Source organism: Anabaena sp. 90 (genome assembly GCF_000312705.1).
GTDB classification, from domain to species: domain Bacteria; phylum Cyanobacteriota; class Cyanobacteriia; order Cyanobacteriales; family Nostocaceae; genus Dolichospermum; species Dolichospermum lemmermannii.
Window position 1 is genome coordinate 4,126,174 of the sequence record NC_019427.1, and the last position, 21,273, is coordinate 4,147,446.

The 21,273-nt window shown below is 39.5% G+C and carries 20 protein-coding genes and 1 pseudogene; 11 read left to right on the top strand and 10 right to left on the bottom strand.

What is annotated here, in order from left to right; all coding sequences use genetic code 11:
- Nucleotides 1–408: 408 nt before the first annotated feature.
- Nucleotides 409–3,051 carry a type I DNA topoisomerase gene (gene topA / locus ANA_RS18015; protein ID WP_015081448.1) on the top strand — a complete coding sequence of 881 codons (2,643 nt, stop codon included), beginning with the start codon at nucleotides 409–411 and terminating at the stop codon, nucleotides 3,049–3,051.
- Here the strand turns inward: topA and ANA_RS24890 are convergent.
- Nucleotides 3,020–3,199, bottom strand: coding sequence for a hypothetical protein (locus ANA_RS24890; RefSeq protein ID WP_083881484.1), 180 nt, complete (start codon nucleotides 3,197–3,199; stop codon nucleotides 3,020–3,022). The two genes, topA and ANA_RS24890, sit on opposite strands and share 32 nt — an antisense overlap.
- A 238-nt stretch (nucleotides 3,200–3,437) precedes the next feature.
- On the opposite strand from ANA_RS24890, the gene ANA_RS27825 reads away from it, so the two are divergent.
- From ANA_RS27825 to ANA_RS18050, 7 genes are all read left to right on the top strand, one after another.
- The gene (locus ANA_RS27825) at nucleotides 3,438–3,578 is read left to right on the top strand and encodes a hypothetical protein (RefSeq protein WP_015081449.1); all 141 of its coding nucleotides are present in this window, start codon (nucleotides 3,438–3,440) and stop codon (nucleotides 3,576–3,578) included.
- Between the two features lie 25 nt (nucleotides 3,579–3,603).
- A complete protein-coding gene (aroQ, locus tag ANA_RS18025; RefSeq protein ID WP_041458136.1) occupies nucleotides 3,604–4,047 on the top strand; it encodes a type II 3-dehydroquinate dehydratase in 444 nt (147 codons plus the stop codon).
- Between the two features lie 69 nt (nucleotides 4,048–4,116).
- Nucleotides 4,117–5,013, top strand: coding sequence for an ADP-ribosylglycohydrolase family protein (locus ANA_RS18030; RefSeq protein ID WP_015081451.1), 897 nt, complete (start codon nucleotides 4,117–4,119; stop codon nucleotides 5,011–5,013).
- Nucleotides 5,014–5,142: 129 nt separating this feature from the next.
- Nucleotides 5,143–7,746, top strand: a complete 2,604-nt coding sequence (locus ANA_RS18035; RefSeq protein WP_015081452.1) for an HD family phosphohydrolase — start codon at nucleotides 5,143–5,145, stop codon at nucleotides 7,744–7,746.
- A gap of 292 nt (nucleotides 7,747–8,038) precedes the next feature.
- Nucleotides 8,039–8,644, top strand: coding sequence for a vWA domain-containing protein (locus ANA_RS18040; protein ID WP_015081453.1), 606 nt, complete (start codon nucleotides 8,039–8,041; stop codon nucleotides 8,642–8,644).
- A 35-nt stretch (nucleotides 8,645–8,679) separates the two neighbouring features.
- Nucleotides 8,680–9,282 carry a vWA domain-containing protein gene (locus tag ANA_RS18045; protein ID WP_015081454.1) on the top strand — a complete coding sequence of 201 codons (603 nt, stop codon included), beginning with the start codon at nucleotides 8,680–8,682 and terminating at the stop codon, nucleotides 9,280–9,282.
- A gap of 199 nt (nucleotides 9,283–9,481) precedes the next feature.
- Complete coding sequence (locus tag ANA_RS18050; protein ID WP_015081455.1) at nucleotides 9,482–10,015, top strand: salt stress protein, Slr1339 family; 534 nt, start codon at nucleotides 9,482–9,484, stop codon at nucleotides 10,013–10,015.
- A gap of 382 nt (nucleotides 10,016–10,397) precedes the next feature.
- Here the strand turns inward: ANA_RS18050 and tnpA are convergent, their stop codons facing one another.
- On the bottom strand, nucleotides 10,398–10,811 hold the full coding sequence (gene tnpA, locus ANA_RS18055) for an IS200/IS605 family transposase (RefSeq protein ID WP_015081456.1): 414 nt from the start codon (nucleotides 10,809–10,811) through the stop codon (nucleotides 10,398–10,400).
- 514 nt (nucleotides 10,812–11,325) lie between these two features.
- Between tnpA and ANA_RS27830 the strand changes: the two genes are divergently transcribed.
- Nucleotides 11,326–11,763 (top strand): transposase, encoded by a 438-nt coding sequence (locus ANA_RS27830; protein ID WP_235081899.1) that lies wholly within the window; start codon nucleotides 11,326–11,328, stop codon nucleotides 11,761–11,763.
- Nucleotides 11,764–11,766: 3 nt separating this feature from the next.
- On the opposite strand, the gene ANA_RS18065 is transcribed toward ANA_RS27830, so the two are convergent.
- The 3 genes and pseudogenes from ANA_RS18065 to ANA_RS18075 all read right to left on the bottom strand — a co-directional run bounded on the left by ANA_RS18065 (nucleotide 11,767) and on the right by ANA_RS18075 (nucleotide 14,736).
- Nucleotides 11,767–13,038 carry a glycoside hydrolase family 10 protein gene (locus ANA_RS18065; RefSeq protein ID WP_015081457.1) on the bottom strand — a complete coding sequence of 424 codons (1,272 nt, stop codon included), beginning with the start codon at nucleotides 13,036–13,038 and terminating at the stop codon, nucleotides 11,767–11,769.
- 281 nt (nucleotides 13,039–13,319) lie between these two features.
- Nucleotides 13,320–13,724, bottom strand: a pseudogene (locus tag ANA_RS18070) (response regulator); the annotation flags it as partial.
- Complete coding sequence (locus ANA_RS18075) at nucleotides 13,687–14,736, bottom strand: RNA-guided endonuclease InsQ/TnpB family protein (RefSeq protein WP_083881486.1); 1,050 nt, start codon at nucleotides 14,734–14,736, stop codon at nucleotides 13,687–13,689. The pseudogene ANA_RS18070 and the gene ANA_RS18075, both read right to left, overlap by 38 nt.
- A 61-nt stretch (nucleotides 14,737–14,797) precedes the next feature.
- Between ANA_RS18075 and ANA_RS26875 the strand changes: the two genes are divergently transcribed.
- Nucleotides 14,798–14,935: a hypothetical protein gene (locus ANA_RS26875; protein WP_162471200.1), complete on the top strand. Its 138-nt coding sequence runs from the start codon at nucleotides 14,798–14,800 to the stop codon at nucleotides 14,933–14,935.
- A 38-nt stretch (nucleotides 14,936–14,973) separates the two neighbouring features.
- Here ANA_RS26875 and ANA_RS27835 read toward each other — a convergent pair whose 3' ends face one another.
- The 3 genes from ANA_RS27835 to ANA_RS18090 form a co-directional block, all read right to left on the bottom strand.
- On the bottom strand, nucleotides 14,974–15,801 hold the full coding sequence (locus tag ANA_RS27835) for a sensor histidine kinase (protein ID WP_051155221.1): 828 nt from the start codon (nucleotides 15,799–15,801) through the stop codon (nucleotides 14,974–14,976).
- Complete coding sequence (locus ANA_RS27840) at nucleotides 15,753–16,511, bottom strand: PAS domain S-box protein (RefSeq protein WP_235081901.1); 759 nt, start codon at nucleotides 16,509–16,511, stop codon at nucleotides 15,753–15,755. The genes ANA_RS27835 and ANA_RS27840 overlap by 49 nt, the downstream gene beginning before the upstream one ends.
- Nucleotides 16,512–16,892: 381 nt before the next feature.
- Entirely contained in the window at nucleotides 16,893–17,387 is a 495-nt protein-coding gene (locus tag ANA_RS18090; RefSeq protein WP_015081458.1) for a bifunctional nuclease family protein, read from the bottom strand.
- A 405-nt stretch (nucleotides 17,388–17,792) separates the two neighbouring features.
- Here ANA_RS18090 and ANA_RS18095 point away from each other — a divergent pair, with 405 nt between their 5' ends.
- Complete coding sequence (locus ANA_RS18095) at nucleotides 17,793–18,452, top strand: riboflavin synthase (RefSeq protein WP_015081459.1); 660 nt, start codon at nucleotides 17,793–17,795, stop codon at nucleotides 18,450–18,452.
- A gap of 191 nt (nucleotides 18,453–18,643) precedes the next feature.
- Here ANA_RS18095 and ANA_RS18100 read toward each other — a convergent pair whose 3' ends face one another.
- A complete protein-coding gene (locus ANA_RS18100) occupies nucleotides 18,644–20,317 on the bottom strand; it encodes a peptidoglycan DD-metalloendopeptidase family protein (RefSeq protein ID WP_015081460.1) in 1,674 nt (557 codons plus the stop codon).
- Between the two features lie 98 nt (nucleotides 20,318–20,415).
- On the bottom strand, nucleotides 20,416–21,228 hold the full coding sequence (locus ANA_RS18105; protein ID WP_041458139.1) for a biotin--[acetyl-CoA-carboxylase] ligase: 813 nt from the start codon (nucleotides 21,226–21,228) through the stop codon (nucleotides 20,416–20,418).
- Nucleotides 21,229–21,273 lie beyond the last annotated feature (45 nt).

Genomic DNA, 21,273 nt, shown 5'->3' on the forward strand with positions numbered 1-21,273 from the left:
CTGGCTTGAAGGGACTGACTTCTTCCTGTATAAGTTAATTTTGACACAGCATCTATAAAAAAATGGCAAATTAGAAAAATTAAGCTAATTTTAAATTATTTATTTCCCCAACCTTCAATAACTGTCAGTCTTGTACTATTAAATTCCAGGGATATTTTACAAACTATAGTCGTCAAATATGTACTAGATAAGTTAAAGATGGAAATAACTGACAATTGACTCTCAAAGGTTACTTCTAGCATTCTCAAAAAGATCACTGTACCTGAAGTTGAGAAAGATTTACCCCTGTTGGGTAGTTTGTGTAAGTATACAATCACTGCTGAGGCATGATATTTCATCTTGACATTTCGCAAAAATTAACCCAACTTAACTATTTAGCTGCATAGCTATTATTCTTTTTAAATTTCCATGTCAACTCTTGTTATCGTCGAATCTCCCACAAAAGCTCGTACCATTCGCAACTACCTACCAAAAGACTATGTGGTAGAAGCTTCAATGGGTCATGTCCGTGACCTTCCCCAGTCGGCGAGTGAAATTCCCGCAGCCGTCAAAGGGGAAAAATGGGCGCAGCTTGGGGTCAATGTAGAAGCCGACTTTGAACCGCTTTATGTCGTCCCCAAAGACAAAAAGAAAATTGTCACTCAGCTTAAAGAAGCCCTCAAAGGCGTAACTGAACTGATTTTGGCCACAGACGAAGACCGAGAAGGGGAAAGCATTAGTTGGCATTTATACCAATTGCTCAAGCCGAAAGTGCCGACAAAGCGCATGGTATTTCATGAAATTACCAAGGAAGCTATTCAAAAAGCTTTGAAGGACTGCCGTAATATTGATGAGCAGGTAGTTCGCGCCCAAGAAACCCGAAGAATTTTAGACCGGTTAGTAGGATATACCCTATCGCCGCTGCTGTGGAAAAAAATTGCCTGGGGGTTATCCGCTGGGCGAGTGCAATCTGTAGCAGTACGCTTATTAGTAATTAAAGAACGACAACGCCGGGCTTTCCATGAAGGTACATACTGGGATTTAAAAGCCAGTCTAGAACAGGAAAAAAGTCCCTTTAGCGCGGTTTTAGTGACTCTTGGCGGCACGAAAGTTGCCACAGGCAGCGATTTTGACTCAACCACTGGCAGAATTACCGCCGGGCGTAATGTTGTATTACTCAACGAAGAACAAGCCGAAGCCCTAAAAGCCCGCCTAGAAGGGAAATCTTGGACAGTGGCGGATATGGAAGAACGTCCCGTCACCCGCAAACCAGCGCCACCGTTCACAACTTCCACACTGCAACAAGAATCTAACCGCAAGTTGCGCTTATCGGCACGGGATACGATGCGAGTGGCTCAAAATTTGTATGAGCAAGGGTATATTACCTATATGCGGACAGATTCGGTACATTTATCCGACCAAGCGATTACCGCCGCCCGTGCTTGTGTAGAACAAAAATACGGGAAACAATATCTTAGTCCCCAACCTCGCCAATACACCACTAAATCTAAAGGCGCACAAGAAGCTCACGAAGCCATTCGTCCCGCTGGTAGCAGTTTCCGCACACCCCAAGATACTGGCTTAGGTGGCCGAGAATTTGCTGTTTATGATTTGATTTGGAAGCGCACCGTCGCCTCACAAATGGCTGATTCTCGCCAAACTCAAGTTACTGTGCAAATCCAAGTTGAAGACGCTGGTTTTCGTTCCTCTGGTAAGCGCATAGATTTTCCTGGCTATCTTCGCGCCTATGTCGAAGGTTCGGATGATCCTGAAGCCGCTTTAGAAGACCAAGAAGTAATTCTACCTGCTCTGAAAGTTGGTGATCATCCCAAATGCAATGAACTGGAAGCGGTAGGTCATGAAACCCAACCTCCCGCCCGTTACACCGAAGCAACTTTGGTGAAAACCTTAGAAAGTGAAGGTATTGGTCGTCCTAGTACCTACGCCAGTATTATTGGCACAATCATTGATAAAGATTATGCCCAATTGGTGAATAATGCCCTAATTCCCACTTTCACGGCTTTCGCTGTGACTGATTTACTGGAAAAACATTTTCCAGATATTGTTGACCCTAGTTTTACTTCTAAAATGGAGCAAACCTTGGATGAAATTTCCACGGGTGAAGCTCAATGGCTACCCTACTTAAAGAAATTTTATCTTGGTGAACAAGGTTTAGAAACTTTGGTGAAGGAACGGGAAACCGAAATTGATGCCAGTAAAGCTAGAACTGTAGAATTAGAAAATCTAGATGCTAAAGTCCGCATTGGTAAATATGGTCCTTATATCGAAGTTACCAATGGTGAGGAAGTAATTACCGCTTCTATCCCCAAAAACCTCACCCCGGCTGACCTGAACCCCAAACAGGTGGAAATCCTCCTCAAACAAAAAATTTCCGGACCTGACCAACTCGGTCGTCACCCGGAAACTGGAGAACCAATTTATATCAAACTTGGTACTTATGGTCCTTATGTTCAATTAGGCGATAAAACTGAGGAAAATCCTAAGCCTAAACAAGCTTCTTTACTCAAAGGTGTGACACCAGAAACCGTCACTTTAGATATGGCTGTGGGTTTATTATCTCTCCCCCGTGCTTTGGGAACTCACCCGGAAACTGGTGGCAAAGTCCAAGCTAGTTTAGGAAGATTTGGCCCCTATGTTGTCCATGACCAAGGGAAGGAGGGGAAAGATTACCGTTCTCTAAAATCTACGGATGATGTCTTGACAATTTCCTTGAATCGTGCTTTAGAATTATTGGCAGAACCGAAAAAAGGACGGGCTGCTGCTAAGAGTAAGTCTAAAGAAGCTTTACGCGAGTTGGGTACGCATCCAGAAGATGAGTCACCAGTCAATATCTATGATGGTCCCTATGGTCCTTACATTAAACATGGGAAAACTAATGCCAGTCTTCCTGAAGGTGAATCAGTAGAAAATATCACGCTATCTACAGCTATTGAATTACTTTCAGCCAAAGCATCTACAAAATCTCCCCGCAAAACCACTAAATCAACTACTAAGTCAACTGCTACTAAATCAACTACTACTAGAGGAAAAAAGAAAGACGCAGCAAGTTAGGGGTAGGGAGCAGAGAGCAGGGGAAATTTTTTCTGTTTTCTTCCTCCCAACAACTGACAACCGACAACTGTACGGGCGAAGCATTTGGAGAACTATTTTTGGCAATGACCGATAATTTATCTTCCAAATGCTTCGCCCCTACTGACAACTGACAACTGACAACTGACTCCCAAACTTCTATTCCCTATCACCAATTACCCATTACTAATTAAGGATGTGATAATCTAATAAGTAAGGGAGAACACAAAATTAGAATTTCCTAGTAGGATATATCATACTTATGGAAATGTGTCAACCTTTTTGTAGGCTAAAGGTGTGATAATACGCCAGTTTCTGCGAACCGGTTAAAAAAAAATTGAGGTACTATCTCAGGAGCCGTCAGTTTAATGGATTATATAGAAAAGGTACTGGAAAAGCTGAAAGAATTAGCGCGAAAGTTAATTGATAGCCTGCTCGGTCCAGAGGCTGAACCGGAACCGGAACTGATTCCGATTCCTGTACATGAACGTTCTAGGCGACGACGCTAAAATATTGAAGGTGTGAGAGTTGAATTTGCCAGCTTTAAGTATTCTTGTGCTGCACGGTCCAAATCTAAATTTGCTAGGACTCAGAGAACCGGGAATTTATGGTTCTTTAACTTTGGCAGAAATTAATCGCTTGTTAGAGTCCAAAGCAATGGAACTACAAGCTGAAATATTGCCCGTGCAGTCAAATCATGAAGGGGTTTTAGTAGATGCTATACACGGGGCATTAGGAAAGCATCAGGGGATTGTCATTAATGCTGGGGCTTATACTCATACTAGTGTGGCTTTGCGGGATGCGATCGCTGCCGTTAATTTACCTACTGTCGAAGTACATCTAAGTAATATTTATCGTCGGGAAGATTTCCGCCATCATTCTTATATCGCACCAGTGGTAATTGGCCAAATCAGTGGCTTTGGCGCTCAAAGTTATTTGTTAGGCTTACAAGCACTGGTGTACCATTTAAGGCAGTAATTAGGTGACAGGTGACAGGGAAGAAGAAGTAATTACCAATTACCAATTACCAATCACCGATTAAAAATTATGCGTTATTCTCTTGTGAATCGGGTTAGGGGAACTTTTCTGGGAGCTTTCTTGGGAGAGGGTTTATCTAGCCAGAATAGTTTTAGATTGGGTAAAATTGCGGTTTTGGGGACGGAAAGTTTAATCAGTTTGGGCAGGTTAGATGTAGATGACTGGTTAAAGCGTCAAGAACAAGCAGGTATTGAATTAGAAACAAATATTAATTTCTGGGGACAAATAATTCTCGCTACATTACCAGTGGCGATTTTTTTTCATGACAATACCGATAGAATGCGAGAAAATATTTTAGCCGTGCAAAGGATATTCAATGGGCAAAATGAGCCGATGATCAGAGATGCTAGTTTAATTATAGGATATGCGATCGCTCAATCCCTGAATGAAAAACTTAACCCCCACAGCCTGATTTCGGAAACAGTGAGTTTTTTAGATAAAACATCAACTTTAATACCACAAGAATTAATAAAAGTCAATAATTTATTAAAAAAAGGGGCGGGACTAGAAACAGCACAAAGGGAATTGAGTAGTCCAGAAAAATTAATTAGCAATATTGGTTTAGCTTTTTACTGCTTTGGGAGTACATTAGAAGACTTTCCCCTGACCGTATTAAGAGCTAATCAAAATCACAATTTTGCCAATCAAAATATTACAGGTGCAATTGCTGGAGCATTATCAGGCGCGTATAACAGTACAGTTGGTATACCTGTAAATTGGCAAATTTCTCCGTCAGTCACTAACTCCCCGGCTTGGGGACTTGAGAGTTTTGCCCAAATGTTCACATTAGCCGATACAATGATGGCGGTGTGGTCTGGAGTATATGACTTGAGCGATAATTGCGGCGAATTTGTGGACACAGGATATACTATCTTTGCTGCTCCTCATATTATCCGTAGACGTTGAAATGATCTGATTCAGCAAAGGTCAAATGGGAACTGCTATCACTCCCTAACTTTTTATCCAGCTAGAGTGGCGTTCGCGGTAGCATGGCGGAGACATCAGCCATATTTGGGGTATTTCGCGGAAGGAAAGATGAAAACGCAGCGATTTTTGCAATCCTTGAGCCAGCAACTGAGGCAATGGCAGCGGCAGTATAAAGTGCTATTCCGAAAAGGAAAGTATCAGCATAAACTGCATGGGAATTTTCTAAAAAATCTACTTCTGTATTTATCAGCAAATAGTCATCAAGGAAAACAAGGCAAACAGAGACAGACACAACAATCAACTGTTAAATTAGTTAAGAAAACTCGTGGTATTGATAAATTTATTCTTCTATGGATACATCAAAAACGCTCTTCAATAATTTTGGTATTGGCAATCTTATCACTCACAAGTGTAATGGGACAGGGTTTATATAACCAACCAAGAATGAAAGTTGATAATATTGCTTTACAAACATTTACTGCTCCTTTCACAGATGATGTTGAAGATCAGCAAGAAACAGAACAGAAACGAAAAGATGCTATAGATAAATCTGTGCCTGTTCTCATGATTGATAACCATATAAATGAACAAATTAATGAACAGGTGGAAAAATTTTTAGATACAACTAATGAACTTAGGGATATAGTTGACGGGTTTCCATTTTTTGATCCTGCCGTTTTATCAATTTCTATTCAACGTTATCTTAGGACTTTTCCTGAATCAGAATGGCAAAAGCTGAAAGTAACTTTAGAAAATAATAGAAAACAAAATTTAAAAAAGCAAAATTCAAAATTTTTGTTGTCTCCACAAATATCATCAAATTTTCCGGTATTGCAATTGTCTAAACCTTTTCCTATTTATGGAAAGCAGAGTGATGAAGCTAGTTTTATTCAAGCATTATCAGAACTAGAAGCTTATCAATTTACTGGATCAGAATCTAATTTTTCAGCATTGATTACCAAAATCTCTCAAGTTAGACAAAAATATAATCAAGCAATTGAGAAAGCATCACAAATAGAAACTGGACAACTTAAAAATTTTTATACAGAACCTATTATTTTAGATTTAACTGATGATGATTGGTTAAAAACACAAGATGGAATTCATAAAATTGCCGAGCGAATTCTTGCCCAAGGTATATATGCTGGATTACCTAAAACTATTTTGAATAATGCAGTTAATTTGCAAGTGCAATCATCTGTACCTAGTGAAGCTGAACCCCTAGTAACAAAATTATTATTAGCCGTACTAAAACCAAATATTAAACAAGACGAAGCCCAAACAAAACAACAAGATGAACTGGTAGCTAATCAAATACAATCTGTAATGATCCGGGTGAAAAAAGCAGAGGTAATTGTTAGTAAAGGAGAAAAAATTACTAAATGGAAATTTCAGGTATTAGAACATTATCGCCTGATTGGCCGCCAAGTGAATTGGATGGGTTTAACAATTGTCGGTATGGTTGTTACTGGAGGGATTCAGATTTTTGTCTGGATAGAAAGAAAAAGTCATAACTATTTGCGACAACGCGATCGCCTATTAGTTTTACTTCTTAGCCTCAGTGTTCCTGGAGTATTGGCAATGAGTTTACCCTATACTACTTGGAGTGCTATTGGTTTATTATTAGGCAGTTTCTATGGACCAACTGTAGGGATAACAGTAGTGGGTTTATTGTCGCTGATACTCCCAATTACCACAGATACAAATATTCTGGTATTGTTGGCTGGGGCTATGGGGGGAATGTTAAGTAGTTATGTCGCTCATAGATTGCGATCGCGTGAAGAATTAGCATTATTAGGTGTTGTCTCTGCCTTAACCCAAGGTGGTGTATTCTTACTATTAAAAATCCTCACAGGTGGGGTATTTGGTTCGGGTTGGTATATCTTCCAAGAAGCAGGTTTGTTTGCTGTATCTGGCTTGTCTTGGAGTATTGTGGCTTTGGGTTTAAGTCCTTATTTAGAAACATTATTTGATGTGATTACTCCTATCCGCTTGGCAGAATTAGCTAATCCCAACCGCCCATTATTAAAGCGACTAGCTACGGAAACTCCAGGCACTTTTCAACATACTTTATTAGTGGCAACTCTAGCTGAAGCTGCGGCTAAACAATTGGGATGTAATGTAGAGTTGGTAAGGGCGGGAACTCTATATCATGATATTGGCAAAATGCACGATCCCTTGGGATTTATTGAAAATCAAATTGGCAGTCCCAATAAACATGAAACAGAAATTCAAGATCCTTGGAAAAGTGCCGAATTGATTAAAAAGCACGTGACGGAAGGGGTAGTAATGGCGAAGAAACACAGTTTACCAACGGCAATTCAGGCTTTTATTCCCGAACATCAAGGCACAATGGCGATCGCTTATTTTTATCACCAAGCCCAACAAATAGCCCAAAAAAATCCCCATATCATCCTAGATAAAGCAGATTTTTGTTACGATGGTCCTATCCCCCAATCACGGGAAACAGGAATCGTCATGTTAGCGGATTCTTGTGAAGCCGCATTACGCAGTCTTAAAGATGCAACTCCAGAAAAAGCATTGAATATGCTGAATAATATTCTCAAAGCAAAATGGCAAGATGAACAATTAATAGATTCAGGCTTGACAAGAGAAGAAATGCCAAAAATTGCCCAAATATTTGTGGATGTTTGGCAACAATTTCATCACAAACGCATTGCTTATCCTAAAGCAAAAGTTGGTAATTCGTAATTAAGATCAAGCTGCATAGAATTAGAATTTAAGAATAATCAAACACAGATAAACGCAGATAAACGCAGATAAGGACGGATGAATCACAGCAGATTGCAGATTAATGAGGTACAGGATCTAAATTCAAAGCCAGACAGCAAGCCAGTTTTACTCCTTATTCATTCTTCCTTCTTCCTTCTTCCTTCTTCATTCTGACTCCTGACTCCTGACTCCTGACTCCTGACTCCTTTATTCCTGCTGTATTCATGCTTAACGGTTAAACTAGAGATAGAAAAATGACAATAGGAAGATTATGATGAGCGATCGTGACTATACCTTAATTATTGACAAAAGCGGTAGTATGTCCACACCCGACCAAGCGGGTGGAAGAACTAGATGGAAGATAGCTGAAGAATCTACCATTGCTTTAGCCAGAAAGTGTGAAGAATTTGATCCTGATGGCATTACAGTTTACGTTTTTTCCGGCAGATTTAAACGTTATGAAAATGTTACTGCTGCTAAAGTAGCCCAGATATTTCAGGAAAATGATCCATCAGGTACGACTAACTTAGGAAGTGTACTCCAAGATGCCCTGAATAACTACTTTCAGCGCAAAGCCGCCGGTACAACCAAACTGAATGGAGAAACCATTCTAGTCATTACTGACGGGGAACCAGATGATCGCAAAGCCGTATTTGAAATCATCATCCGTGCTACCCAACAAATGGAAAAAGATGAAGAATTAGGAATTTCCATGATTCAAGTCGGTTCAGATCCTCAAGCTACCAAATTTCTTAAAGCTTTGGATGATCAATTACAAACTGTCGGCGCTAAATTCGATATTTGTGATACCGTAACTTTAGATGATTTAGAAGACATGAGTTTGGCTGATGTTTTAATGAATGCTATCACCGATTAATTAAGAAAAATTACTAGTATCTGGAGAGTTTAGTCATGGAAAATCGTGATTACACCTTGATTATTGATAAAAGCGGTAGCATGGCTACCCTAGATCAAAAAGGTGGGAGAAGTAGATGGGTAGCAGCACAAGAATCAACTTTAGCATTAGCCAGTAAATGTGAACAGTTTGATCCAGATGGTATTACCATTTACTTATTTTCTGGAAAATTTAAACGTTATGATAATGTGACATCTGCCAAAGTAACGCAAATTTTCACAGAAAATGATCCTTCAGGAACAACAGATTTAGCAGGTGTTTTAAAACACGCTACCGATGATTATCTGCAACGCAAAGCCTCCGGGACAACTAAACTCAATGGGGAAACAATTTTAGTAGTTACTGACGGTGAACCAGATGATCGCAAAGCCGTAATGAAGGTAATTATTGAAGCTTCTCGTCGTCTGGATAGAGATGAAGAATTAGCTATTTCCTTTATTCAAGTCGGTAATGATGCTCAAGCTACCCGCTTTTTGAAAATCTTGGATGATGAATTGCAAAGTGCAGGTGCTAAGTTTGATATTTGCGACACTATCACAATGGATGATATGGAAGATATGAGTTTATCAGAAGTTCTCCTCAATGCCATTAATGACTAGCACCGCAAGGCGGAATTAAAAATTAACAATTAAAAATTAAAAAAGCTTGCTGAATATTGCTTTTGACTTTTGACTTCCGCCTTGCGGTACTATTACCGTCGTGAATTAAAAATTAAAAATGATCCCCCAATTTTCACATCAATTCATAATTTGATAAAAAAAGAAGTCGGGGATCTTATATTTTTTAGGAATTACAAATATGGATTCCATTGACAAGCTATTAGCTGAACTCAAAACTGAATATACAGAACCAAAAACCACAGCACCAGAAAATAATTTAACCCCAGTTAAATCGGTTTCACCCACAATAAAATCAGATGTATTCATAGATAAATTGTTATCAGAAGTACAAGCTGATTTGGCTGAAAATAAAACTGCATATATCCAATCCAAACCCACAGAACCACAGAATAATTTACAAACCATTCAATTTGTCCATTTACCTGATACTAAATCTGATGTATTTGTAAATAACTTATTAGCAGATGTACAAGCTGATATTTTGGCAAAAGATGCGGCGGTCGCACTGCAAAAACAAGAAGAATTAACACAGGAGAAAATTCATCAAGAAAAACTTCAAGCTAAACAAAAAGCAGCTTTAGAAAAACCTGCTAAACAATGGTTAGCTAAATTAGATCCATTATCATCAGAAGGATTATGGTTTGAAAGATTTGCTGAAAGTTATCCTCACAAATTAGCAGCCGCAATTGATTATTTACAAACTAATTCCTAAATTTCAATTTACCGCTAATTTCTGGTTTTTGCCTTCACCAAATAGAACGAAAGGCACGGAAGCCACTTGGCAATAGATGCGTGGAGGAAGTGCCAACGGCGTTCGCGGAGCGTGCCGGAGGCTCTATTTATTCGCAACCAAGATTCTCAACCATGATGCGGGTCTTCTATGTAGGGGCTGCTGAATAAACCTAGAACTGAGATATATCAAGAGTTTGAAGGTAAAAAAGGTGAATCAGGTGCAAGGAATAAGGGTTGAAATCAGCAAAAACCTATCACTTGACCAGATTCAAAACTATTCTTCTCTTCTTCTAATTCTTCCTCCTGACCCTTCGACAAGCTCAGGGCATCGCTCCTGACTCCTGACTCCTGACTCCTGACTCCTAGCCCTCACAGACAACTTTTTCAGCACCCCCTATGTATCGTCTAATTGTATCTGCCCAAACCTGACCTGCCGTCGAATAAAAATAACTGTTAGTCCATAGGCTAGGAAGTTTTAATAACTCCGGGAACTCTTTTCTCAATAGATAAGATGACCGACCTTTAAACGCCTTAATAACTTGGTTAATGGCTATATCCGGTTGATGCTCTACAAACAAATGGACATGATCTGGCGCGACTTCTAAAGCCAAAACGTCCCAATCCTTCTCTTGAGCTAAATCATTGATTATTTGTCGAAGACGCTTGGCTATCTCTCCAGATAAAACCTTCCTTCTTCGTTTGGGAATCCAGACTAGATGAACTACAGCGTTGCCTTTAGAATGGTTGCTTGTTCTAAACTCCAAAGTGGTTTTCATGTTGTTTTCTCGTTGCTATTGACAAATAGAATCTAACTCAGTTTCAGTTATATTGGAAAAGTCAAGAAAATAACACAGGTAAAAATAATTGTGTACGGCTGCCAACAGATATTAATTAGCCCGAATAAGGATTTAAAAGCCATATTGGAATATGTTTGTACTGGAGCTAAAAAGCTGACAAATTGCGGTGTTTACTATTCTCGTCAGTTATATTTTAAAACTGGCAAGATACCAAGTAAAGCCGACCTGCATAAACAATTAAGAACTATCCAAAAAAAAACGCCCATTATCAAGCTTTGTACTCGGACACAGCACAACAGATTTTAACTACTGTTGCAGAATCTTTTAAGTCTTACTTTGGACTTTTAAAAGGCATAAAAGAAGGTACGGTAACTCAAAAACCTAAACCACCAAATTACTGTAAAAGTGTAATGTCTATTGCAACCTTTACGGGGCGTTCTTTAAAATTAAAGGACGGAATATTGAGATTCCCTTTAGGTAGTAAGGTAAAAGCGTGGTTTGGAATAGACGCTTTTTATATCCCTATGCCCTCAAATCTGGACTTAATCAAAAGTTTGTTCAAATCCCTACTGCAAAACTAAAAAACCGCATTGCTCAACTGTGTGAACAATACGGTATCAAGTTTGTTGAAACTGAAGAATCCTATACCTCAAAGACATCGTTCCTAGACAATGATTTTCTACCTACATTTGGTGCAAAACCCGAAGGGTGGAAAGAGTCAGGGAAAAGAATTAGCCGGGGTTTGTACTGTTCTCAGGACGGCACAAAAATTAATGCAGATTGCAACGGTGCGGTCAACATAATCAGAAAAGTAGCTGCGATATTTAAGTTTGACTTAATTGGAGTAGGTAGAGGTTGTTTAAGTCAGCCTACGAAAGTTCTTTTATGGACTCTTCAGAAATCCCCGCGTCTTCAGACCGGGGAAGCTTAAACACTAAAATGGTATTTTGTCAGTCACAGTTAGATTCGTTTCCCATGGCACTGACTCTACTTTTGTTTCCCCTTCCCCAGACTCCACTGCCGTTCGTAATGCCGGATATGGAAATAAACTTTTAAATCCAGCCAAACGTTCTCTTGATGCTTCTGGTGCAGTATTCCAAAGACTTTCATAATAGAAAAAAGCTACACCCAGTCCCCGTTGTTGGGCGGCACGAACTTGAGATTGAATCTGTTGAATTGATACGGGTTTAGTTCTTAAACCTGCCATAACACCGATTCCCGCAGGAATTTTTTGTTTTACTTCTTCCATTTCTGGACGGGAAAGCTTGCCAATAAAATGATCTAAATTTTCCTTATAAACTTGCACAATTAACTCATCTACTATGTCTAATCGTACCCAGTTCAACCAATCTTGGAGTTGAAATTTATAGGCATGATTATAGTAATTAGGAGAAACAGAAAAAATCATTTTCGGTTTGATTTGTTTGACTGTTTGATTAAGTCTCACCATGAATTCTGTAATTTTATTTGCCCGCCAATTTACCCATTCTGGGTTTTGAGGATCACTGGGTGGCATTTTTTTAGTTTCTTCTTGATATAAGGCAACCGTATATTTATCGTAACCAAATTCAGAAGGTAAACTGGTATGATCATCAAATTGGATACCATCAAGATCATACTTGTTAGTAAGTTCTACAAGCAAATCGCTAATAAACTGTTGTACTTCTGGATGAAACGGATTTAACCATGAAACCTCACCGCCGGCACTAATAGATGTTTGATTACCATCTTTTTTTTGTGTTAACCATTCTGGTTTATTCATTGCTAATTCTGAACTGGGAGGAGTCATAAACCCAAATTCAAACCAAGGAATTACCAGTAAATTTTGCCGATGAGATTTATTAATTAAATCGGCAAGAATATCATGTCCATCTAAACCTTGAAAGACAAACGGTTGGATTTCTAACCGCTTGGCTACTTCACTAGGATACATGACATAACCAGAATTCCAAACTACGGGATAGATAGTGTTAAAATTGAGTTTTTGGAGTTGTGTGACTGCTTCCTGAACTTTAGTCCTATCTTTAAGAATATCAAGATCATTATTTGTCATCCATACACCACGAATTTCTTGCCGTGATGTTTGGGCTGTTACAGGTGTAAAGGTGTTTCCCCATAAAACTATGAGTAAGGAAATTAAAAACAAGGGCAGAAATGACTTTTTCAGTATTTTCTGAAAACCAAATGAATAGAAATTGAATTTCATTTTAATTTGAAATTATGGCAATGATATAGTATGAGTCAGGAGTCACCGAGTCACCGAGTCACCGAGTCAGGAGTAAAACTGACTTGCTGTATGGCTTTGAATTTAGATTCTGTACCTAATTAATCTGTAATCTGCTATATTTGACGGATTTAATCAAAAGTAGTGCCTGTTCTGAAAATTTTTTTTATGGAATGCAAAAAAATAGGTTTTGAGATTTTATTGATTGACAATGAATTATATCTCGATCTGGTGCAGTTAAACACAAAATTCCAGGTTTATGGCTATGAATCAGGATGCAGAAGATTGCGTCTAACCAGACTGGCGACAACTGTAGCTAATTCCACTGGTTCAATGGGTTTGGGCAAATGTAATTGAAATCCTGCTTGTATGGCTTGCATCCTGTCCTCTACCCTAGCATAAGCTGTCAATGCGGCTGCGGGAATATTTCCGCCTTTGTCAGGGGACAGCGATCGCACTTTACGAATTAATGAATAACCATTTTCCCCTGGCATCCCAATATCACTAATCAAAACATCCGGTGTCCACAGGGTAAGCATTTCCAAAGCTTCTTGGGCTGATGATACTGCTGTAACTTCCGCTTGGCATTCTTGTAGAACTGTAGCAATAAATTCACGGCTATCAACTTCGTCATCTACAACTAATACTTTTAGGCCGTTTAGTATGGGTTTTTAATGGCATTTTATGACGATGATTACCGCAGTTAGAGCATATTTGGGAACTAGGAAAGAACCTATCCACAAGGATTAGTTCACTCCCGAATTTCTCAGTTTTGTACTCTAATTGCATTTTAAATTCATACATCCCACAATCTGCAATTGCACCTGCTAATTTGTGGTTCTTCAAAAATGCCTTAACGTGCAAATCTTCTATCTTAATTATGCTGTGGTTTTTAGCTAGATAGTAGGTTAATTTGTGAATAGAATCCTGGCGAATATTAGAAACTTTGGCGTGTAATTTAGCTAATTTTCTCACAGCTTTTTTACGGTTATTAGAGCCTTTAATTTTCCTGCTCACACTACGCTGTAAACGTTTCATGCGTTTACTCTTATGGCGGTAGGCTTTAGGATTCTCGAATATTTCACCATTACTGCAAACTGCTAACTCCTTTATTCCTACGTCAACGCCAATGGTCGGTCTGTCTGCAAGTATAGGAGGTTTTTCAACTTCGTATTTAACAGAAACAAACCATTTATCAGCCTGTCTAGAAATCACGCAATTATGAGTTGCTGTAATCGGTAAAGGTATGGCTAAACGTACCCAGCCGATTGACGGTAATTTAATTCTTTTCCCATCGTTTTTAATTAACGGTTTCGCCTTAGTCCCTGACTCTAAATAAAAAGAATCGTGCTGTCCTTTTTTCTTGAATCGGGGTTGTTTCGATGTTTTGGAAAAACACCTATCCCATGCTTGGCGTAAGTCAGTTAACGCCTTTTGTGGGATATTTTTGTTAACTTCGTAATACCAAGCGTGTTCAGATTTAACCTCGGCGACTAACTTTTTATGCAAGTCAATCGCTGATGGTAATTTAAGTTTTTCGCCTTCTTTGCGAGTAGCTAAAATATCTATGATTTGAGCATTTGCCCAGTTGTAAGCGTGTCTAGCTACTCCAGATGCTTTACGAAAAGCTGTAACCTGTCCGTTATTTGGAATTAACGCGGTTTTGAATGATAAAAGCATTGATTCGACCTTCAATGTTGGGCTATGATGTCTAGTATATCAGATATATTAGGATTTGGCAATGCCTCGGATTAAATTTAAACCACAAAATCAAGTAGCCTACGATAAATCACCCTTGCAATTTAAGGTTTTACCTGGAGTCAGGGAAAAAATTAAAACCGTCCCTGACACAGCAACAACGGTTGAGGGATTTTGTTGATCAACTTATTGAAGACTTGGACAAACAGTAACATAAGGCTAGTTATGGGTAGAAATTATCAAGCTGTTTCTACCCCCTAAACTTTCTACATGAACAGTACCACCATGCATTTCTGTTAAATGGCGCACAAGTGATAATCCTAATCCGAGTCCACCATAGGATCTAGTGCTGGAACTATCAGCTTGACGAAAACGATCAAAGACATGGGGGAGAAACTCAGCAGTAATGCCAATTCCATTGTCAATTACTTGAATTTGAGCATATTTTCTGGGTTGATCATGATCATTTGACAAATTTGCGGTGCTAATAGCCACTTTATTCAGCCTAATTTCGACGTTACCGCCTTGGGGTGTAAACTTGATGGCATTGGTTAACAAATTCCAGATCACCTGTTGCAAGCGATCGCTATCACCGGATACCATCACAGCAGAGGTTGAATCTGGCAATTCTCCATCATGGGGATCAAAGTGCAAATTAATTTCCTTTGCTTGGGCTGCAAGGGAGACAGTTTCCATAGCTGAATTAATAATAGGAACTAAATTGCAACTTCGAGGATTAAAGGTTAACTTACCTCTAATGATGCGGGATATATCCAACAAATCATCAATTAACTGATTTTGGATTTTCGCATTGCGTTCAATGGTTTCTAGTCCTTGGGCTACCTGATCTTCTGTAAATTTGCGAGTTCTGAGCAAATGAGACCAACCGACTATAGCATTGAGAGGCGATCGCAATTCATGGGACAAAACTGCCAGAAACTCATCCTTCATCTGGTTAGCTTTCTGTAACTGCTCAGTTTGTGTTTGCAAAGAAGTGATCAAATTAGTGCGATCTTTTTCTGCTTGTTTCCGCTCCGTAATATCCAAAAATGCCCCGATACATCCTCCTTACTTTTCCGGAGTTCCTTGAGTGTGGCTTCCCGTTCACTTAAATCCAGGATAAAAGCTGTTGACCTCTCCCGTTTTTCCCCCTTGAGGGCAAAACCAACTAACACAGGAATACGACTACCATCTTTGCGAATATATTCCTTTTGATATGGTGTACAACCACCATCTGCACTAGAATGAGATTCAGCGATCGCTTGTTCATCTAAATATAAAAATTCCGGTGCTGTCAGATGCCTCCAACCTAAATTACCAGCGAGTAAATCTTCCCTTGTATAACCAGTAATTCTCAAAAATTCGTCGTTTGCCTGGTGGATGCCACCATAAATATCACCAGAAATAATACCAATAATGTTAGCATTGACAAAAGTTTGCAGATTCTCATCCTTAATTTTCAATGCCTCTTCAGCACGACGATTTTTATAACTGAGGCGATCAATTGCTATCGCACTTTGCCAAATTAAAATAATAAAAACTATAATTACAACAAACTCAAGAAGGGAAATAGCAAAAGCATAATTATATAACTTCGCTAATTCACCATTAAGTATTAACCAACCCACCACAAAAAGGACAGTTAGTGCTGGCAATAACAAACACACAGCTATCACACCACCATAACCATCATTAGTTATTACCCGCATTAACCACTGTCGAAAACTTGCCCACAGAATCCCCATCACCACTACCATAAATTGTCAATAAGTTGACCGCAATATTAGAGGATGTTTCTAATATTACTTCGTGTTGGAGAAATTTTTAATTTCACCATCAGCACAAAAACCCAAGTCATGATAGAAAATAATTATGATTAAAAAATCTATCTGAGGGAATATTTTATAATTTGTGTTTTTATGGTACTTAACCCCGTGTTGTTAAAAAAATGTAGGTTGGGTTGACCCAGGGAAACCCAACAAAATTCTGAATCAAGTTGAGTCAAGATTCCTCCTGACTCCTAACCTTAGTCTAGTACCGCAGGACGTAAATAAACCAACCATCCTCAATCGTCAAAAAGCTTGCTCAATATTACTTTTGACCTTTGACCTTTGACTTTTGACTTCCGCTTTGCGGTACTAGTCACCATTCCCAAACCGCTTGATTAAATCCTCTGGACGGAGATTAGAAATAAATTCGCGGAAAGCTTCCTGTTCAGCTTCATCAGCATCACGATCTACAGGAATAGAAGCATTAGCCACTACTTCTTCCATGACCCAAATGGGAGTATTTGTGCGGAGTGCAATAGCGATCGCATCACTGGGACGAACATCAATTTCTTTTTTGACATCCCCTTGCTGAAGAATTAACGCAGCATAAAAGGTATCTTTTTGTAAGGTATGAATAATAACTTTATCTAAAGTCATATTCCATGTTTCCAGCATATTCACGATTAGGTCATGGGTTAAAGGTCGGGGGGGCTTTTGATTTTCCATTGCCCCCATAATTGCTCTTGCTTGTTCCTGACCGATGTAAATGGGCAAAGCGCGACGATCTGAACCATCCTTCAGAAGCACAATCGGGCTGCGAGTGATCGCATCTAATGCTATACCAGCGACTTTCATTTCTATCATTGGTTCAGCCTCTAAAGTTCTTTAATCGCTTGGAAATATGTAACAAATAATCCACTTTTTTCCGAATTTAAGAATTAAAAATTAAAAATTAAAAAAGCAAATCAAACCAGCTTTTTAGGAATTTTTAATGGTTAGTTGACTCTTACTGTGGTGTCATAGAAATCAGGTATAAATAAACTAATTTCACACCTTGTTAATAACTCATTTATTGATCCTTCATATTTTATCCTTCATCTTTCTTTTAGCTCCTAATTCAAGTATGCCTGGGGATTGATGTTAATATGTTAATATTCATTTACCAAAACCAGGAAAAAAATAAACTTACGGGCTTTACATTTTTTCCGAGAATTATTAGTTGATTTCCGCCAAAATTAAGCAATAAATAAAATTAGTTTCCCAAAAGCTGTGTTTACAGGATTAATTCAAGGTTTAGGAACCATAAAACCCTTAACAGGAGATTCGTGGCAGATTAATTATCTTAGTCAGCCAGAGATGATCATTCATGACTTGGCCTATGGTGATAGTGTGGCGGTAGATGGCGTGTGTTTGACAGTTGAAGAAATCTTAAAAGATGGATTTATTGCCACCGCTTCACCGGAAACCCTAGGACGCACAACATTAGGCAAAGAAGAAATTCAACAAAGATACGTCAATCTAGAAGCATCACTACGGGTGGGTGGTAAAGTTGGCGGTCATTTTGTTATGGGTCATGTAGATGGAATTGGTCAGTTAATTACATCTGAACAAACTGCTAGTTCCTGGGAAATGACCTTTGTCGCCCCAGAAGCGATCGCTCGTTATATAGTTCCTAAAGGTAGTATTGCTGTCAATGGTATCAGCCTCACCGTAGCTAAATATAAATCAGAATCATCTCAATTTACAGTCGCCGTCATCCCGCTAACATACAGCGAAACCAATCTCAGTCATTTAGTAGCGGGTAGTTGGGTAAATCTAGAAGGAGATATCCTGGGTAAATACGTGGAAAAATTCCTCACCCCTGGCAATAATCACCATCAACAAGCGGAAATTACAACTGCATTCTTAGCAGAAAACGGATATTTGTAAGGAGAAGAGGAGTCAGGAGTCAGGAGTCAGGAGTCAGGAGTCAGGAGTATGGCTAACGCCACGCTTCGCTATCAGGAGTATGGCTAACGCCACGCTTCGCTATCAGGAAGAAGAAGAAGGAAGAAAGAAATTTCTCCCCTGCTCCCCTGCTCCCTGACCACTGACCACTGACCACTGACCACTCCGCCAAATTACCGAGCTTGGGCTGTTTTCGTGCCTTGTGTGCCTTGTGCCAACTGGCTAAGGCCACCTTCTAATTGCACACCTGGGTCAACAGCAACCCATCCATTTTGGGTAAGGTGACGGATTTCAAAGTGCAGGTGAGGTCCTGTAGAGTTACCAGTGCTACCAACTCGACCAATGACAGTTCCAGGCTCTACCCATTGACCAGGTTGAACAAAGATTTCTGACATATGCCCGTAAAGACTTTGTTGAGCCGAACTGTGATTGATTGTTACAGCTAAACCATAACCACCTAACCAGTTAGCTGATTCTACTTGACCTTTAGCCGCTGCTAAAATTGGTGTTCCCGTGGGCGCACCTAAATCTGTACCAGCGTGAAAACGGCGATCGCCCGTGATAGGATGAACACGCCAGCCAAATAAAGACGTAATTGGTGCAGCCATAGACAGAGGGAAGACAATTCCCGAACCACCACCACCACGATAAGCCAGGGTATTAGTATAAGGAACTTGAGGTAATACAGATGCCAGTGAAAAATCATAGGACACCAGACTGGGACGAGGAGCAAGATTACCCTCAATCATCGGTGCTGGTAAACTACCTACTTGGGGAGCAATAGGGATAGAACTCACCTTTGTCGTGCTAAATTCCCTAGGACTGGGGATAAAGCTATTGGCATGATAGGCAGCCTTTGTATGACTGCTGGTGTTAGTTCTGGAAATCCGCCAATTATTTTGAGGTTGACTAATTTTGCTCACACTAGTAGCAACAGCTTCACCAACATTCTCACGTTGATTGCGGGTTGCAGTTATGGCTGTCCTCACTGGGGACACGATTGGTAATTTAGCAGTTTCACTTTTTTTCAGCCAAGTCGGTGATGAATCTTTAGACTTAGCCACGGCAGGAGTTTGGGTAGTTTTAGCACAAGCACTTTGCCCTGGAACTACATTTGCACTACAACCACTAGAACGTTCTGTGACGACTACAGAACTGGGCGGTTCATAGTTATCTGTGGTTGCATTTTTGTAGTCAGTGGGATCAATATAAGCGTTGTTATAATCCTTGAGACTACTTTCTGTATCCTTGACAGTATTTTGCGAATTATTGGTTGTTTGAGCGACTTCTGGGAGTTTTTTAACCAATGGGTCAGGTTCACTAACACTGGCTGTAGGTTGAGTATTTTCACCTTTGGGCTGGGAAATTCTCACACTGGCTGTAGGTTGAGTATTTTCACCTTTGGGCTGGGAAATCCTCACACTAGCTGTAGGTTGAGTATTTTCACCTTTGGGCTGGGAAATTCTCACACTGGCTGTAGGTTGAGTATTTTCACCTTTGGGTTTAGCATCTCTGACAACTTCTGTAGATTCAGCAACACTTTTGCTATTTAGCTTCTTTTTCAGCCTAGCTTGTCGGTCAGAAAAATCCGGCTGTGGCTTGGCTGTTTCAGGAACAATAGTTTCTTTCTGAACTGGATTTGTAACTACTGCTGGTTGGGAATTCTCAATCGTGGGAACAATATTGTCTATTGATGCAGTTTCAGTTTGAGCAGTTACAAATCCGCTACCAAGAAGACTAAAGCTACTTAACAAACAGAGGCTTTGTGCTGGTAGTCTAGAAGCAAAACGTTTACTCGTGCCACCGTAGTAAAAATTTTTATGGGCAGATTTATGGTGCTGCGTCATTTTTTCTCTTGTGTTGTGTGTAATAAGTCTAAAGAAATGATATCATTCCATGCTGGATATACTATCCTATGAAGTGACATTTTTAACAAATTTAATCATTAAACAGAAGCTTGACGATAACCCAAACTGATTGTACCTGGTTGGCAAAAAATTTCTGGTGTTACGGCTGCTTTTGGATCATAAGTTGTCATTTTTAACCGGAGATTACCCTGTGGAGTTACTCCAACTACTGTACCTAAAAGATTATTGACATAAACCTGATCACCCATATTTGTGAGTAGATCAAGATAGCGAGATAAGAGGATGTTTATTCCTTCTACCTGTAGACACTCGATACCGGACTTAATTCCTAGTAAGACTTGTGAGGTAAGCATTTCCAGGTGATGAATCATCTGATAATTTTGGGAATTTTGCCATAATTGCAGATTAATTCCCGTTTCTGGAACTTGATTTGCCCAATTAATGCCAACACCAATCACAGCTTGAGTGATATGTCCTTGATTGACTTTGGTTTCCGTTAAAATGCCTCCTAATTTGCGACCATCTAATACTAAATCATTTGGCCATTTTATGCCGACGGGTATACCACATTTTCGTAATTGCGCTGTAATTCCCCACGCGCTGGCCAAGGTGAGTTGATAACTGCTGGTAGCTTCCATGTTGGGTGTTAATGCCATTGAAAGATATAGACCACCAGTAGAAGATTGCCATTGACGACCCCATTGCCCCCTGCCGGCGGTTTGCTGGGTGGCAATAACTACACAACCTGGTTTTTCTCCTTGGTTGATTAGTTGCCACAGGGTTTGATTTGTGGAAGATAAAGTGTTAAAAATATGTAGAGAGAATGGTAAATCTTGATGCTTATATTCTGCTTTTAAGCTATCTACCAAAAGTTGCCGATTAAATTCCACCACAGTTCACCATTGTTTTAAATCTTTTTTGGCAGTTGTTCAAGT